This window comes from Streptomyces shaanxiensis (genome assembly GCF_039537145.1).
Taxonomy (GTDB): domain Bacteria; phylum Actinomycetota; class Actinomycetes; order Streptomycetales; family Streptomycetaceae; genus Streptomyces; species Streptomyces shaanxiensis.
Genome location: NZ_BAAAZY010000025.1, coordinates 12,294 through 26,327, shown reverse-complemented (window position 1 = coordinate 26,327; position 14,034 = coordinate 12,294). Strand labels below are relative to the sequence as shown.

Annotated in this window: 16 protein-coding genes, 1 tRNA gene and 1 riboswitch; of the genes, 6 read left to right on the top strand and 11 right to left on the bottom strand. The window is 69.2% G+C overall.

Features of this window, described 5'->3' with window-relative positions:
• Window positions 1-65 precede the first annotated feature (65 nt).
• Window positions 66-887, bottom strand: coding sequence for an ABC transporter permease (locus ABD932_RS36915; RefSeq protein WP_345019901.1), 822 nt, complete (start codon window positions 885-887; stop codon window positions 66-68).
• Window positions 880-1,680, bottom strand: a complete 801-nt coding sequence (locus ABD932_RS36910) for an ABC transporter permease (RefSeq protein WP_345020012.1) — start codon at window positions 1,678-1,680, stop codon at window positions 880-882. Before ABD932_RS36910 ends, ABD932_RS36915 begins: the two co-directional genes overlap by 8 nt.
• Window positions 1,681-1,917: 237 nt before the next feature.
• On the opposite strand from ABD932_RS36910, the gene ABD932_RS36905 reads away from it, so the two are divergent.
• Window positions 1,918-4,311, top strand: coding sequence for a transglycosylase domain-containing protein (locus ABD932_RS36905; protein WP_345019900.1), 2,394 nt, complete (start codon window positions 1,918-1,920; stop codon window positions 4,309-4,311).
• Window positions 4,312-4,347: 36 nt separating this feature from the next.
• Here the strand turns inward: ABD932_RS36905 and ABD932_RS36900 are convergent, their stop codons facing one another.
• From ABD932_RS36900 to ABD932_RS36890, 3 genes are all read right to left on the bottom strand, one after another.
• Window positions 4,348-4,668: a DMT family transporter gene (locus ABD932_RS36900; protein WP_345019898.1), complete on the bottom strand. Its 321-nt coding sequence runs from the start codon at window positions 4,666-4,668 to the stop codon at window positions 4,348-4,350.
• A 33-nt stretch (window positions 4,669-4,701) separates the two neighbouring features.
• Window positions 4,702-4,764, bottom strand: a riboswitch (guanidine-III (ykkC-III) riboswitch).
• A 55-nt stretch (window positions 4,765-4,819) separates the two neighbouring features.
• Window positions 4,820-5,176, bottom strand: coding sequence for a GroES family chaperonin (locus ABD932_RS36895; RefSeq protein ID WP_345019895.1), 357 nt, complete (start codon window positions 5,174-5,176; stop codon window positions 4,820-4,822).
• A 54-nt stretch (window positions 5,177-5,230) separates the two neighbouring features.
• Window positions 5,231-5,560, bottom strand: a complete 330-nt coding sequence (locus tag ABD932_RS36890; protein WP_345019893.1) for a DUF3618 domain-containing protein — start codon at window positions 5,558-5,560, stop codon at window positions 5,231-5,233.
• Window positions 5,561-5,655: 95 nt separating this feature from the next.
• Here ABD932_RS36890 and bcp point away from each other — a divergent pair, with 95 nt between their 5' ends.
• Both bcp and ABD932_RS36880 read left to right on the top strand, forming a co-directional pair.
• On the top strand, window positions 5,656-6,123 hold the full coding sequence (gene bcp / locus ABD932_RS36885; protein ID WP_126392529.1) for a thioredoxin-dependent thiol peroxidase: 468 nt from the start codon (window positions 5,656-5,658) through the stop codon (window positions 6,121-6,123).
• Between the two features lie 39 nt (window positions 6,124-6,162).
• A tRNA-Leu gene (locus ABD932_RS36880) sits at window positions 6,163-6,249 on the top strand.
• Window positions 6,250-6,271: 22 nt separating this feature from the next.
• Here the strand turns inward: ABD932_RS36880 and rdgB are convergent.
• From rdgB to ABD932_RS36860, 4 genes are all read right to left on the bottom strand, one after another.
• Window positions 6,272-6,877, bottom strand: coding sequence for an RdgB/HAM1 family non-canonical purine NTP pyrophosphatase (gene rdgB / locus ABD932_RS36875; RefSeq protein WP_345019891.1), 606 nt, complete (start codon window positions 6,875-6,877; stop codon window positions 6,272-6,274).
• 58 nt (window positions 6,878-6,935) lie between these two features.
• Entirely contained in the window at window positions 6,936-7,340 is a 405-nt protein-coding gene (locus tag ABD932_RS36870; RefSeq protein ID WP_345019889.1) for a hypothetical protein, read from the bottom strand.
• Window positions 7,341-7,488: 148 nt separating this feature from the next.
• Window positions 7,489-8,226 (bottom strand): ribonuclease PH, encoded by a 738-nt coding sequence (rph, locus tag ABD932_RS36865; protein WP_345020010.1) that lies wholly within the window; start codon window positions 8,224-8,226, stop codon window positions 7,489-7,491.
• A gap of 107 nt (window positions 8,227-8,333) precedes the next feature.
• The gene (locus ABD932_RS36860; protein WP_069780600.1) at window positions 8,334-8,567 is read right to left on the bottom strand and encodes a PTS sugar transporter subunit IIB; all 234 of its coding nucleotides are present in this window, start codon (window positions 8,565-8,567) and stop codon (window positions 8,334-8,336) included.
• A 127-nt stretch (window positions 8,568-8,694) separates the two neighbouring features.
• On the opposite strand from ABD932_RS36860, the gene ABD932_RS36855 reads away from it, so the two are divergent.
• Window positions 8,695-9,984 carry a PTS transporter subunit EIIC gene (locus ABD932_RS36855; RefSeq protein WP_345019884.1) on the top strand — a complete coding sequence of 430 codons (1,290 nt, stop codon included), beginning with the start codon at window positions 8,695-8,697 and terminating at the stop codon, window positions 9,982-9,984.
• A gap of 189 nt (window positions 9,985-10,173) precedes the next feature.
• Window positions 10,174-11,439: a PTS transporter subunit EIIC gene (locus ABD932_RS36850; RefSeq protein WP_345019882.1), complete on the top strand. Its 1,266-nt coding sequence runs from the start codon at window positions 10,174-10,176 to the stop codon at window positions 11,437-11,439.
• Between the two features lie 137 nt (window positions 11,440-11,576).
• Here the strand turns inward: ABD932_RS36850 and ABD932_RS36845 are convergent, their stop codons facing one another.
• The gene (locus ABD932_RS36845; RefSeq protein WP_126392539.1) at window positions 11,577-12,329 is read right to left on the bottom strand and encodes an MBL fold metallo-hydrolase; all 753 of its coding nucleotides are present in this window, start codon (window positions 12,327-12,329) and stop codon (window positions 11,577-11,579) included.
• Window positions 12,330-12,560: 231 nt separating this feature from the next.
• Here ABD932_RS36845 and ABD932_RS36840 point away from each other — a divergent pair, with 231 nt between their 5' ends.
• Window positions 12,561-13,028, top strand: a complete 468-nt coding sequence (locus ABD932_RS36840; protein WP_345019880.1) for a type II toxin-antitoxin system PemK/MazF family toxin — start codon at window positions 12,561-12,563, stop codon at window positions 13,026-13,028.
• Window positions 13,029-13,082: 54 nt separating this feature from the next.
• On the opposite strand, the gene ABD932_RS36835 is transcribed toward ABD932_RS36840, so the two are convergent.
• Entirely contained in the window at window positions 13,083-14,033 is a 951-nt protein-coding gene (locus ABD932_RS36835) for a PLP-dependent cysteine synthase family protein (protein WP_345019879.1), read from the bottom strand.
• Between the last annotated feature and the right edge of the window lies 1 nt (window position 14,034).

The window sequence follows — 14,034 nt, the reverse complement described above, 5'->3', positions numbered from 1 at the left end:
CCCCAACTCTCCCAACTCTCCCAACTCTCCCAACTCTCCGAGGTCTCCCGACTCCCCCGACTTCCCTAACTCCCCGTACTCCGGTACGACCGCAGCCCGGCCCGCCACGCCAGACCGGCCAGCGCACAGCACGCCACCGCCACCAGCGGCGATGCGAACGCCGTCCACTCGGGCAGGCCGATCGGGTACGGCCGTCCCAACACATGGGCGGCGGGCACCCAGTTGACGAAGGCGAGCGGCAGCATGAAGGTCACCCCGCGCACCAGGTCCTTGCCGAACACGGTCGGCGGATACTGCAGCAGCGTGGTCCCGCCGTACGTGAACGCGTTCTGCACCTCGGCCGCGTCCTGCGCGAAGATCTGGAAGGCGGCACCCGCCACGAACACGGCCGAGAAGATCGCCGCCCCGCTGATCACCATCACCGGCACCAGCAGCACCTTCGGCGCGCTCCAGTCGACGTCGATCGCGGCCACCGCGTACCCGAGGACGACCGCGCCCTGCGTGATCCGGCCCAGGCGGCGCAACGCGAAGTGGTCCGCGCCGACCTGGGCGAGCACCGGCGCGGGGCGCACGAGCAGCGTGTCGAACGAGCCGTCGCGGATCCGCCCGCCCAGCACGTCCATCGAGCCGAGCACCAGGTCGGCGATCCCGAACGCCGTCACCGACAGCCCGTACAGGAAGGCGACTTCGGGCAGCGACCAGCCGCCCAGCGAGTCGACCTGCGAGAACATCAGCAGGATCGCCACGAAGTCCAGGGCGGTCACGATCAGGTTGCCGAACACCGTGAGCACGAAGGAGGTGCGGTAGGTCATGCTGGACCGCACCCACATCCCGGCGATCAGCCCGTAGGCCCGCAGCCCTTCGGCGAGGGCGTAGCGCTCACCCACCCTGCACCACCACCCGCCGTGTCGCAGCCGACTGCAGCAGCCGCCCCGCCGCCAGCAGCACCACCGCCCACGCCGCCTGGAAGGCGAACGCCCCGAGCGGGTCCGTCTCGCCCATCAGCACGTCCGCCGGCATCTGGATCTGCGCCGCCCAGGGCAGCACCAGCACGATGTCGCCGAACACGCCGGGGAAGGCGTTCAGGGGCAGCACCATGCCCGAGAAGAAGATGCCCGTGATCATCAGGGCCTGGTTGACGCCCATGCCGTCCATCAGCCAGAACACGCTCAGGGCCGCGAGGTAGCGGATCGCGAAGCTGACGACCATCGCCAGCAGGAGCGCGACCAGACAGGCCGCCCAGGCGGTGGGCGCCGTCGGCAGCGCCATCGGGAAGAACAGCGCGCCGAACGTGAACGGGACCACGCCCCGTCCCAGCATCTGGAACAGTGCCCGCCCCATGTCGCCCGCCAGCCACCACAGTTGGAGATCGGCCGGACGGTACAGGTCGACGGCGATCTCCCCGGTGCGGATTCGCTCCATCAGGTCCTTCTCGGCGCCGCCGCCCTGGATGGCCAGCGTCGCGTACAGACACTGTCCCAGCCACACATAAGTGACCGCCTGCGCCTGGTCGTAGCCCCCGAGGTGCGGTTTCTCGTCCCACAGCGCCAGGTACGTGTAGACCAGGATCACGCCGAAGACGGTGTTGGTGAACACACCGGCCGCCGTCGCGGCCCGATATGTCGCGTATCGTCTGAACCCGCCCACCGCGACGGCCAAGTACAACCGCCCCGAGCCCACATCCACAGCCCTCCTCGCCCGCGCCAGGCACCGAAGCGCAGGAGCCTAGTGCGCAGGCAACCGGGGCTGCCAGCCGTTTTCCCGGAACGCATGGCGCCGAGAGCCTGCTCACTTTCCGCGGACACGCGCCGGATTCCGGGAACGGAACGCCCGGTGCGAGAGTCTTCAAAGGGGGGCGCTAGTAGGCGTACGAGGCGTACGGGAACGTACGACGCGAAACAGGAGTCCGTGCACGACATGAGCGACGAGCAGCAGCCGCCACAGCAGCCGACCCCGAAGCCCGGTCGGCCGAAACGGACGGGCTGGCGGCGGATCATCCCGACCTGGCGGACGGTGCTCGGCACCTTCGTCATCGGCGCGCTGCTGCTGTTCGGGATGTTCTTCCTCGGTTACTCCATGGTCAAGATCCCGCCGGCCAACGCCCTCGCCACCAAGCAGGCCAACGTCTATCTGTACGCGGACGGCTCCGTGATCGCCCGCGACGGCCAGGTCAACCGGGAGAACGTGACCCTCGGGCAGATCTCCAAGTCCGGCCGGCACGCGATCCTGGCCGCCGAGGACCGCGACTTCTACACCGAGTCCGCGATCGACCCCAAGGCGATGCTCCGCGCCGCCTGGAACACGGCCACCGGCAAGGGCAAGCAGTCCGGCTCCACGATCACCCAGCAGTACGTGAAGAACTACTACCTGCGTCAGGACCAGACCGTCACCCGCAAGGTGAAGGAGTTCTTCATCTCGATCAAGCTGGACCGCGAGAAGACCAAGGACGAGATCCTCGAGGGCTACCTCAACACCAGCTTCTTCGGCCGCAACGCCTACGGCATCCAGGCCGCCGCCCAGGCCTACTACGGCATCGATGCCGCGGACCTCGACCCGGCCCGCGCCGCCTATCTGGCCGCGCTGGTCAACGCGCCCAGCGAGTACGACGTCGTCGCCCACCCGGAGAACAAGGCCGCGGTCGTGGCCCGCTGGAACTACGTGCTGGACGGCATGGTCACCAAGGGCTGGCTCAGCGAGAGCAAGCGGGCGGGCATGAAGTTCCCGATGCCGAAGGAGGCCACGACCTCCACCAACCTGTCCGGGCAGCGCGGTTACGTCGTTCGGATCGTGAAGGACTACCTGATCCAGAACAAGATCGCCACCGAGGAGGAGCTGGAGGCGGGCGGCTACCGCATCACCACCACCCTGCAGAAGGACAAGCAGGACGCCTTCGTCGACGCGGTCAACGACCAGCTGATCTCCAAGCTGGACAAGAAGAACAACAAGGTCGACGGCTACGTCCGCGCGGGCGGCGCATCCGTCGACCCGAGGACCGGCAAGGTCGTGGCGATGTACAACGGCATCGACTACGTGAAGCAGTACACCCCCAACGCCACCCGCCGGGACTTCCAGGTCGGCTCCACCTTCAAGCCGTTCGTGTTCACCTCGGCCGTGGAGAACGACTCCACCACGCAGGACGGCCGCCCGATCACACCGAACACGATCTACGACGGCACCAACAAGCGCCCCGTGCAGGGCTGGTCCGGGGGCACCTACGACCCCGAGAACGAGGACCAGTACTCGTACGGCGACATCAGCGTCCGTACGGCCACCGACAAGTCCGTCAACTCGGTGTACGCGCAGATGGCCGTGGACGTGGGCGCCGACAAGGTGAAGGACACCGCGATCGAGCTCGGCCTGCCCGCCACGACCCCCGAGCTCTACGCCTCCCCGTCGATCGCGCTCGGCGTGGCGCACGCCAGCGTCCTCGACATGGCGGAGGCCTACGCGACCCTCGCCAACCACGGCAAGCACGGCACGTACACGATGATCGAGCGGGTCACCAAGGACGGCGCCGACGTCATCGAACTGCCGAAGCGCAAGACCTCCCAGGTCATCAGCCGCGAGGCCGCCGACACCACCACCTCGGTCCTGCAGAGCGTCGTCGAGAACGGCACCGGCACCCCCGCCCAGGCCGCCGGCCGGCCGGCTGCGGGCAAGACCGGCACGGCGGAGGAGGACACCGCCGCCTGGTTCGCCGGCTACACCCCGGAACTGGCCACCGTCGTCGCGGTCATGGGCCAGGACCCGGTGACGGCCCACCACAAGTCCCTGTACGGCGCGTTGGGCCAGCCCCGCATGAACGGCAGCGGCCCGCCCACCGCGATCTGGGCCCAGTTCACCAAGGAGGCCCTGAAGGGCAAGCCGGTCAGCGACTTCGACCTGGAGCTCCAGGAGGGCGCGGACGTGCCCCAGTACCCGACGACCGACCCCACCGAGGGCGACCCGGGCACCGGCGGCCAGGACAACGGCGGCGCCACCGGGGACACGACCACGGGCGGCCAGGACAGCGAGGGCCAGACCGGCGGTGAGACGCCGGGCGAGACGGACGGCGGCACGACGGGTGACACGACGGGCGGCACGGCCGACGGGGGCACGACCACCGACGGCGGGACGACCGGCGACACCGACACCGGTGGTACCAGCGACGGAGGCACGACCACCGACGGCGGCACCACGGGCGACACCGGCGCCGGTGGCACGGACACCGGAGGCGGCACCGGCGGTGACAGCTCCGGCGGGACGGACACCGGAGGCGGAGGTACCACGGGAACCACGGTCGGGCCGCTGAGCGCGTCCCGCAACGAGTGACCGCCGTGCCGCCGGGCCCGTGACCCCCGGCCCGGCTCAGTGACCGCCGGTCGCCTTCAGCCCCACCACGGCGACCAGCAGCAGACAGACGAAGAAGATCCGCGCGGCGGTGACCGGCTCGCCCAGCACCGCCATCCCGACCACCGCCGCGCCGGCCGCCCCGATGCCCACCCACACTCCGTAGGCGGTACCGATGGGCAGGTACTTCGCGGCGTACGACAGCAGCAGCATGCTGGCGACGATCCCGGCGCCGGTGAACAGGCTGGGGACGGGCCGGGTGAAACCCTCGGTGTACTTCATGCCGATCGACCAGCCGACCTCGAGCAGACCGGCGACGACGAGCAGGACCCAGGCCATGACGAGCACCCTTCGCAGAGACGGAAACCTTGCGGTGCGTCGTCTTTGCCTTCACCCGGTACGGCGCGTCTCGTCGGGGTCCTTTCAAAAGTAGCAAATGAACGACGAAGGGGCTGGTGACCATGGTCACCAGCCCCTTCGAACGGTCGATTCAGAGGTAGAGCCCCGTCGAGTCCTCCGACCCCTCGAACCGGTCGGCGGCCACGGCGTGCAGATCACGCTCACGCATGAGCACGTACGCGACCCCGCGCACCTCGACCTCGGCACGGTCCTCCGGGTCGTACAGAACCCGGTCGCCCACCTCCACGGTCCGTACGTTCTGCCCCACCGCGACGACCTCGGCCCAGGCCAGCCGACGGCCGACGGCCGCCGTCGCGGGGATCAGGATGCCGCCGCCCGAACGCCGCTCGCCCTCGCCGGTGTCCTGCCGCACGAGTACACGGTCGTGCAGCATCCGGATGGGCAGCTTGTCGTGCTGGGTGCTGTGCTCGTTTCTGTTGGCGCTCACGCCTTGAACCTACCTGCCTTTGCCCGTTGCGTACGCCGCCGGGTCCGCCGTCGCTCAGCCCTTGCGGCGCCGGGTGCCGAGCGCCAGCAGCCCCACGAGGCCGACGGCGACGAGTGCGACGGGCACGATCCGCTCGAGGCGGGGCGCGCCGTCCTCATGGGTGAACTGGGCCTTGACATCGCTCACGGCCCGGTTGACCCCGACGTAGGCCCGTCCGAGCGTGTGGTCGATGTTCGAGACGACCTTGGCCTTGGCGTCGCCGACGATCGTCTTCGGGTGCACACGCACCCCGATCTCGTCGAGCGTCTCGGCCAGCACTGCGCGGCGGGCCTTGATGTCCGCCTCGATCTGCGCCGGGGTTCTGGTGTCCGACGTGTCCGCCACCGTACGGCCTCCGAAGTGAAGCTGATGCTGTTTGCGGACAGTCTGTCAGCTCCACGCCGAACCGCACCGTCAGGCTCCCCGGTTAGGCTGGTCCGATGAGCGAGCGACTCCAGCCGGGGGACGTGGCCCCCGCCTTCACCCTGCCCGACGCCGACGGCAACGAGGTGTCCCTCTCGGACCACAAGGGCCGCAAGGTCATCGTCTACTTCTACCCGGCCGCCCTGACGCCCGGCTGCACCAAGCAGGCCTGCGACTTCACCGACAACCTGGAGCTGCTGGCCGGCGCCGGGTACGACGTGATCGGGGTCTCCCCCGACAAGCCGGAGAAGCTCGCCAAGTTCCGCGAGCAGGAGTCCCTGAAGATCACACTGCTCGCCGACCCGGAGAAGTCCGTCACCGAGGCCTACGGGGCCTACGGCGAGAAGAAGAACTACGGCAAGACGTACATGGGCGTCATCCGGTCCACGGTGGTCGTGGACGAGGAGGGCAAGGTCGAGCGGGCGCTGTACAACGTGCGGGCGACCGGCCACGTGGCCAAGATCATCAAGGACCTGGGCATCTGAGCACCCGGCCCGGCCAGTAGCATGGCCGGGCAAGGTCACGCGGCCGTGGTGGAATTGGCAGTCACGCTGGGTTTAGGTCCCAGTGGGGTAACACCCGTGAGGGTTCGAGTCCCTCCGGCCGCACCATCCTCTGCCCGAGCGGCTCACGCTACGGCGCGAGCAGTTCGCGTACGACAGGCACCAGCGCCCGGAACGCCTTGCCCCGGTGGCTGATCGCGTTCTTCTCCCCAGGGCTCAGCTCGGCGCACGTCCGCGTGTCCCCCTCCGGCTGGAGGATCGGGTCGTAGCCGAAGCCGTTCGTGCCCACGGGCTCGTGCCGCAGGACGCCCCGCAGCTGCCCCTCGACCACCCGTTCCGTGCCGTCCGGCAGCGCGAGCGCCGCCGCGCAGGCGAAGTGGGCGCCGCGATGGGCGTCGTCGATGTCGGACAGCTGGGCCAGGAGCAGGTCCAGGTTGGCCTTGTCGTCGCCGTGCCGGCCGGCCCAGCGGGCCGAGAAGATGCCGGGGGCGCCGTTCAGGACGTCGACGCACAGGCCGGAGTCGTCGGCGACGGCGGGCAGGCCGGTCGCCCGAGCCAGGGCGTGGGCCTTGAGCAGGGCGTTCTCGGCGAAGGTGACGCCGGTTTCCTTGACGTCGGGGAGGTCCGGGTAGGCGTCCGCGCCGACGAGGTCGTGCGGCAGGCCTGCGTCGGCGAGGATCGTCCGGAGCTCGGTGATCTTTCCGGCGTTGCGGGTGGCGAGGATCAAGCGGGTCATGGGGACCAGTATCCCGGCCCCGCCCGACCCCCGTTCCCCTTACCGGGTGTTGCGACGTCTACGACGTGCAGACCTTGGTCAGTTCGCCGGCCGCGTCCGTGACCGGGCTGATGTCCGGGGTCTCGTCGCCGTTCTTGACGGCGTCGCGGACGTTGGTGACGGCCTGCTGGAGGTCGTCGACCGCCTTGTTGACGTCGGCGTCGTCCGTCTTGTCGCCGATCTTGTCGAGGTTCTTGTCGATGGAGTTCAGGGACTCCTCGAGCTGCGTCGGGTCGTTCGCGGCGCCCTCCACGGCCTGCTGGAGTTCCGTGACGCTGTCGGCGATGGCTTCGGCGGTCTGGACGCAGTCCAGCGCCTTGTTGACGGCGTCGCAGCCGGTGGTCAGCCCGGTCGTCAGCACGACTGCCGCGACGGCTGCGGCGGCTATGGCGATACGGCTCCGGCGGCGTCGGCTCGTGGCCATGGTTGACGTTCCCTCCCTGCCTCAGGCCTCGCAGGCCCCCGTTGTGCACTGGCCGGGCGTACAGCGGTGTGCCGTACGCCCGTACCCCTAGGGACGCCGGGGAAGGCGGCGCGGTTGCCCGGAGCTGCGGCTGTTCTTGGTGTGTCCTTTACTTTTCGAGGACGGTATCAAGCGCCTTGCGCTGCAGTTCCGCCAGCTCCCCGCAACCGGAAACGGCGAGATCCAGCAGGGAGTTGAGCTCCTCGCGGGCGAAGGGCTCGGCCTCGGCGGTGCCCTGGACCTCGACGAAGCGGCCGTCGCCGGTGCAGACGACGTTCATGTCGGTGTCGGCCTTCACGTCCTCCTCGTAGCAGAGGTCGAGGAGCGGGACGCCGCCGACGATGCCGACCGAGACGGCGCCGACCGTGCCGGTGAGCGGCTTGCGGCCGGGCTTGATCAGCTTCCTGCCCTGGGCCCAGGAGACGGCGTCGGCGAGGGCGACGTAGGCGCCGGTGATGGCCGCCGTGCGCGTGCCGCCGTCGGCCTGGAGGACGTCGCAGTCCAGGACGATCATGTTCTCGCCGAGCGCCTTGTAGTCGATGACCGCGCGCAGGGAGCGGCCGATGAGGCGGCTGATCTCGTGGGTGCGGCCGCCGATCTTGCCCCGGACGGACTCACGGTCGCCGCGGGTGTTGGTGGCGCGCGGCAGCATGGCGTACTCCGCGGTGACCCAGCCCTCACCACTGCCCTTGCGCCAGCGCGGGACGCCCTCGGTGAAGGAGGCGGTGCACAGGACCTTCGTGTCGCCGAAGGAGACGAGGACGGAGCCCTCTGCGTGCTTGCTCCAGGCGCGTTCGATGGTGACCGGGCGGAGCTGGTCGGGGGTGCGGCCGTCGATGCGAGGAATTGAGGAGGTAGCTGCCATGGCGAGAGCCTAGCCGCACATATGGAAGGGGCCCCTCCCGCGGTGGGAAGGGGCCCTCAGGGGCTGAAGCCCGGGACGATGCCCCGGCTTCACATCATGTCTTCGATCTCCGCCGCGATCGGGTCGGCGTCGGTGCCGATGACGACCTGGATGGCGGTGCCCATCTTCACGACGCCGTGGGCGCCGGCGGCCTTCAGGGCGGTCTCGTCGACCAGCGAGGGGTCGCTGACCTCGGTGCGGAGCCGGGTGATGCAGCCCTCGATCTCCTCGATGTTGTCGATGCCGCCGAGCCCGGCGACGATCTTCTCAGCCTTGCTGGCCATTTCGGTCTCCTCACGCACTGTTGGCCCAACTTTACGAGCGGTTGCGTGGTGAGTGCCGAAGGATGACGTCACAGCAACCCAATCGTCGGTAACTGGTCTACACCACCTGACAGGCGGTCGCCAACCCATGAGTGCCGAGACCGAGACCTCCCCCGCGCACAGGCGGCGGCAGGCGGCGTTTCAGGGCCTGCAGAAGATGGGACGCAGCCTTCAGCTGCCGATCGCCGTACTGCCGGCCGCGGGCATCCTCAACCGCCTCGGCCAGCCGGATGTGTTCGGGGACGAGGGGCTGGGCTGGGACAACGTCTCGAAGGTGATGGACGGCGCGGGCGGAGGGCTGCTCGACAGCTCGCTCGGGCTGCCGTTGCTGTTCTGCGTGGGCGTGGCCATCGGCATGGCGAAGAAGGCGGACGGCTCGACGGCGCTGGCGGCGGTGGCGGGGTTCCTCGTCTACTACAGCGTGCTGCGCGAGTTCCCGGAGGACTGCCCGAGCGGGACGGAGGAGGTCACCAACATCGGCTGCGCCGCGGCCGACGGGACGGTGAGCGCGTACGAGTACCAGAACCCGGGTGTCTTCGGCGGCATCATCATCGGTCTGCTGGCGGCCTTCTTCTGGCAGCGCTACCACCGGACGAAGCTGGTGGACTGGCTCGGCTTCTTCAACGGGCGGCGGCTCGTGCCGATCATCATGGCGTTCGTGGCGATCGTGTTCGCGGTGCTGTGCCTGTGGGTCTGGCCGCCCGTCGGTGACGCGCTGGAGAGCTTCAGCGACTGGATGAGGGACCTGGGCGCCTGGGGTGCGGGCGTGTTCGGCGTCGCCAACCGCGCGCTGCTGGTCATCGGGCTCCATCAGTTCCTGAACGTGCCCATCTGGTTCCAGTTCGGCAGCTACACCGAGCCCGACGGCGAGGTGGTGCACGGCGACATCAACATGTTCCTCGCGGGCGACCCGAACGCGGGCCTGTTCACCTCGGGCTTCTTCCCGATCATGATGTTCGCGCTGCCGGCCGCGGCCCTCGCCATCACGCACTGCGCCAAGCCGCACCGCCGCAAAGAGGTCGCCGGCCTGATGACGTCGGTGGCACTGACGTCGTTCGTCACGGGGATCACGGAACCGATCGAGTACTCGTTCATGTTCATCGCCCCGCTCCTGTACGCGGTGCACGCCCTGCTGACGGGTGTGTCCATGGCGGTGACCTGGGGGCTGGGGGTCCACGACGGGTTCAGCTTCTCGGCCGGACTGATCGACTACATCATCAACTGGGAACTCGCGACGAGACCCTGGGCGATCATTCCGATCGGTCTCTGCTTTGCCGTCGTGTATTACGCGATCTTCCGTTTCGCGATCACGAAGTTCGACCTCAAGACGCCGGGTAGAGAGCCCGAGGACGAGGTCGAGGACGTCACAAAGGTCTGACGAATCAGGGCACTGCGCGTAGCGATCCGGATGCGGAATTCACGGGTTCCTTATATCGCCCCCACCGTGCTACAACAGGTCTACACCACTCAGTGGTGTAGACCAGACGCCGCCATCCCCTTTCCTGTCCCCGGGCGGCGCCATGCCCTGCCCCCAGCCTATGGCCGGGGGGACCCCCTGGAGGAAGTTGTGACGACGGCCAGCGCCGCTCCCGCGGCCGACAAGAAAAAGGGCGCCGCTGTGATGGCTGTGATGCAGCGCATCGGCCGCAGCCTGATGCTGCCGGTGGCGGTGCTGCCCGCGGCCGCTCTCCTGGTCCGCTTCGGCAACAACGACATGCTGGGCGACCCGGAGTTCCCCGCGTTCATCACGAAGATCGCGGGCTTCATGGCCGCCGGCGGCAACGCCATCCTCGACAACATGGCGCTCCTGTTCGCCGTCGGCATCGCGATCGGCTTCGCGAAGAAGTCGGACGGCTCGACGGCGCTCGCGGCCGTGGTCGGCTACCTGGTCTTCAAGAACGTGCTCGCCACGTTCACCGACCCGAACCTGCCGCAGGTGGCGAAGGCCGTCGACGGCAAGGTCGTCATGGTCGACGCACCGGTGGACGCCAAGGTCCTCGGCGGCGTCGTGATGGGCATAGTCGTCGCCCTCCTCTACCAGCGCCTCTACCGCACCAAGCTCCCGGACTGGGCGGGCTTCTTCGGCGGCCGCAGGCTGGTCCCGATCGTCTCCGCCTTCGCGGGCCTGCTCATCGGCATCGTCTTCGGCTACATCTGGCCGGTCCTCGGCACGGGCCTGCACAACGTCGGTGAGTGGCTGGTCGGTTCGGGGGCCGTCGGCGCCGGCATCTTCGGTGTCGCCAACCGTGCGCTGATCCCGGTCGGCATGCACCACCTGCTGAACTCGTTCCCGTGGTTCCAGGCGGGTGAGTACCAGGGCAAGAGCGGCGACATCGCGCGCTTCCTGGCCGGTGACCCGAGCGCCGGGCAGTTCATGACCGGCTTCTTCCCGATCATGATGTTCGCGCTGCCGGCCGCCTGTCTGGCGATCGTGCACTGTGCCCGCCCGGAGCGCCGCAAGGTGGTCGGCGGCATGATGTTCTCCCTCGCCCTGACGTCCTTCTTCACCGGCGTGACCGAGCCCATCGAGTTCACCTTCATGTTCATCGCGCCGGTCCTGTACGCCATCCACGCGGTCCTCACCGGCGTCTCCATGGCGCTGACCTGGGCGCTCGGCATGAAGGACGGCTTCGGCTTCTCGGCCGGCGCGATCGACTTCGGCCTGAACCTGGGCATCGCGACCAACCCGTGGGGCCTGGCCCTGGTGGGCCTGTGCTTCGCGGTGCTCTACTACGTGATCTTCCGGTTCGCGATCACCAAGTTCAACCTGCCGACGCCGGGCCGCGAGTCCGACGAGGAGCTCGCCGAACTCCAGAAGGCCGAGGCGAAGTAGGCGCCGACGGCCCCGCAGCGGACGTACGAAGGCCCCGGAACCGGGAAGGTTCCGGGGCCTTCTCTCGCCTACGGGCCTGAACCCCGTACGGGCTGGCTCTCGACCGGCCAGATCACTCCCGGCCAGATCGCGCCCGGCTAGATCTCGTACGTCTGCCTGGGCGCCGCCAGCCCCACCGGACCGTCGTACACAGCGCGCGCGTCGGCCAGGTTGACCTGGGGGTCGGTCCACGGGGGGATGTGGGTGAGGACCAGGCGGCGGGCGTTCGCGCGGGCCGCTGTCTGGCCCGCCTCGCGGCCGTTGAGGTGCAGGTCGGGGATGTTCTCCTTGCCGTGCGTGAAAGCGGCCTCGCACAGGAAGAGGTCGGCGTCACGGGCGAGTTCGTCGAGGGCCGTGCTGATGCCGGTGTCACCGGAGTAGGTCAGCGTCCTGCCGCCGTGCTCGATCCGGATGCCGTACGCCTCCACCGGATGGGCCACGCGTTCTGTGTGCACCGTGAACGGGCCGATCTCGAAGGTGGACGGCTTGACCGTGTGGAAGTCGAAGACCTCGCTCATGGACGAGGCGGTGGGGGTGTCGGCGTAGGCGGTGGTCAGGCGCTGTTCCGTGCCCTCGGGTCCGTAGACCGGGATCGGGGCGCAGCGGCCGCCGTCGTGCCGGTAGTAGCGCGCCACGAAGTACGCGCACATGTCGATGCAGTGGTCGGCGTGCAGATGGCTGAGGAAGATCGCGTCGAGGTCGTAGAGACCGCAGTGGCGCTGCAGCTCGCCCAGGGCACCGTTGCCCATGTCGAGAAGCAGCCGGAAGCCGTCGGCCTCGACGAGGTAGCTCGAGCAGGCCGATTCCGCGGACGGGAACGACCCCGAGCAGCCGACGACGGTGAGCTTCATGAAACAGAAACCTCCGCTGGCTGGAAATCCAGAGAATCCAGAAGATCGGGAATGGGGCGTCGGGGGTCGTGCGGTTTGTCGAGCGTAAGGCGCAAAACCTCCGGTCGCTCCTCCGCCAAGGGCTGTTGTGGGCGAACTCACCTGTGGTGTCACGCGTTCGGCTGGACGCGGGGCTCATGAGGCTGGAGAGAAGGCGCGCGGGGGTGGGCGCGCGCCGGTACCTTCGTGCGTATGGACACGTCCTGGTGGCTCGCGCTCGCGGCGGTGGTACTGCTGGCGCTGGTCGCCGCGCTCGTCGACGGGTGGGGGCGCAGGCGGCGGCCGCAGGGGCGGCGCACCCGGCCGCCGGGGCGCCCTGCCGACAGACGTACTCGCGGGCGTACGCCGACTCGTCCCGAGCCCGCGGAGATCTGGTGGGCGAACGTGCCGTACGAGGACGGGCCCGGTGCCAAGGACCGGCCCTGTCTGGTGCTCGCGGTGCGCGGTCAGCGGGTCACGGTCGCGAAGATCACCAGCAAGTACCGGGACGAGCGGTACGGGGTGATCCCGCTGCCGCCGGGCTCGGTCGGGGACACCCGGGGCCGGGCGAGCTTCCTGGAGACGGGTGAGCTGCGGGACGTACCGGTGGGGGACTTCCGGCGGCGGGTGGGGGTGATGGACCCGGTCGTGTGGGACCAGGTCCGTCACCTCGCGACGTAGGGCGCCGTCACTCGCCCTGTCGGGGCCTCGCGGGCCCGGAGCCGGCGGACCGGCTCATGCCCAGAGCTGCCCCTGGAGCGTCTCGATGGCCTCTTCCGTGGACGCGGCGGTGTAGACGCCGGTCGAGAGGTACTTCCAGCCGCCGTCGGCCACGACGAACACGATGTCGGCGGACTCCCCCGCCTTCAGCGCCTTCTTGCCGACGCCGATCGCGGCGTGCAGCGCGGCGCCCGTGGAGATGCCCGCGAAGATCCCCTCCTGCTGGAGGAGTTCGCGGGTGCGGGTGACCGCGTCGGCCGAGCCGACCGAGAAGCGGGTGGTCAGGACGGAGGCGTCGTACAGCTCGGGGACGAAGCCCTCGTCGAGGTTGCGCAGGCCGTAGACGAGGTCGTCGTAGCGCGGTTCCGCCGCGACGATCTTGACGTCCGGCTTGTGCTCGCGCAGGAAGCGGCCGACGCCCATCAGCGTGCCGGTGGTGCCGAGGCCGGCGACGAAGTGGGTGACCGAGGGGAGGTCGGCGAGGATCTCCGGGCCGGTCGTGGCGTAGTGGGCGCCCGCGTTGTCGGGGTTGCCGTACTGGTAGAGCATCACCCAGTCGGGGTGCTCGGCCGACAGCTCCTTGGCGACGCGTACGGCGGTGTTGGAGCCGCCGGCGGCCGGGCTGGAGATGATCTCCGCGCCCCACATGGCGAGCAGGTCCCGGCGCTCCTGCGAGGTGTTCTCGGGCATCACGCACACGATGCGGTAGCCCTTGAGCTTCGCCGCCATCGCCAGGGAGATACCGGTGTTGCCGCTGGTCGGCTCCAGGATCGTGCAGCCCGGGGTCAGCCGGCCGTCCTTCTCCGCCTGCTCGATCATGTGCAGGGCGGGGCGGTCCTTGACCGAGCCGGTGGGGTTGCGGTCCTCCAGCTTGGCCCAGATGCGGACGTCCGCGGACGGCGACAACCGCGGCAGGCACACCAGGGGGGTGTTGCCCACCGCGGCGAGCGGGGAGTCGTAGCGCATG

Excerpts from the sequence above, each read along its gene's own strand:
- ABD932_RS36905 (WP_345019900.1), top strand. The coding sequence starts at position 1,918 with ATGAGCGACGAGCAGCAGCCGCCACAGCAGCCGACCCCGAAGCCCGGT.
- ABD932_RS36900 (WP_345019898.1), bottom strand. The coding sequence starts at position 4,668 with ATGGCCTGGGTCCTGCTCGTCGTCGCCGGTCTGCTCGAGGTCGGCTGG.
- bcp (WP_126392529.1), top strand. The coding sequence starts at position 5,656 with ATGAGCGAGCGACTCCAGCCGGGGGACGTGGCCCCCGCCTTCACCCTG.
- rdgB (WP_345019891.1), bottom strand. The coding sequence starts at position 6,877 with ATGACCCGCTTGATCCTCGCCACCCGCAACGCCGGAAAGATCACCGAG.
- ABD932_RS36870 (WP_345019889.1), bottom strand. The coding sequence starts at position 7,340 with ATGGCCACGAGCCGACGCCGCCGGAGCCGTATCGCCATAGCCGCCGCA.
- ABD932_RS36860 (WP_069780600.1), bottom strand. The coding sequence starts at position 8,567 with ATGGCCAGCAAGGCTGAGAAGATCGTCGCCGGGCTCGGCGGCATCGAC.
- ABD932_RS36855 (WP_345019884.1), top strand. The coding sequence starts at position 8,695 with ATGAGTGCCGAGACCGAGACCTCCCCCGCGCACAGGCGGCGGCAGGCG.
- ABD932_RS36845 (WP_126392539.1), bottom strand. The coding sequence starts at position 12,329 with ATGAAGCTCACCGTCGTCGGCTGCTCGGGGTCGTTCCCGTCCGCGGAA.
- ABD932_RS36840 (WP_345019880.1), top strand. The coding sequence starts at position 12,561 with ATGGACACGTCCTGGTGGCTCGCGCTCGCGGCGGTGGTACTGCTGGCG.
- ABD932_RS36835 (WP_345019879.1), bottom strand. The coding sequence starts at position 14,033 with ATGCGCTACGACTCCCCGCTCGCCGCGGTGGGCAACACCCCCCTGGTG.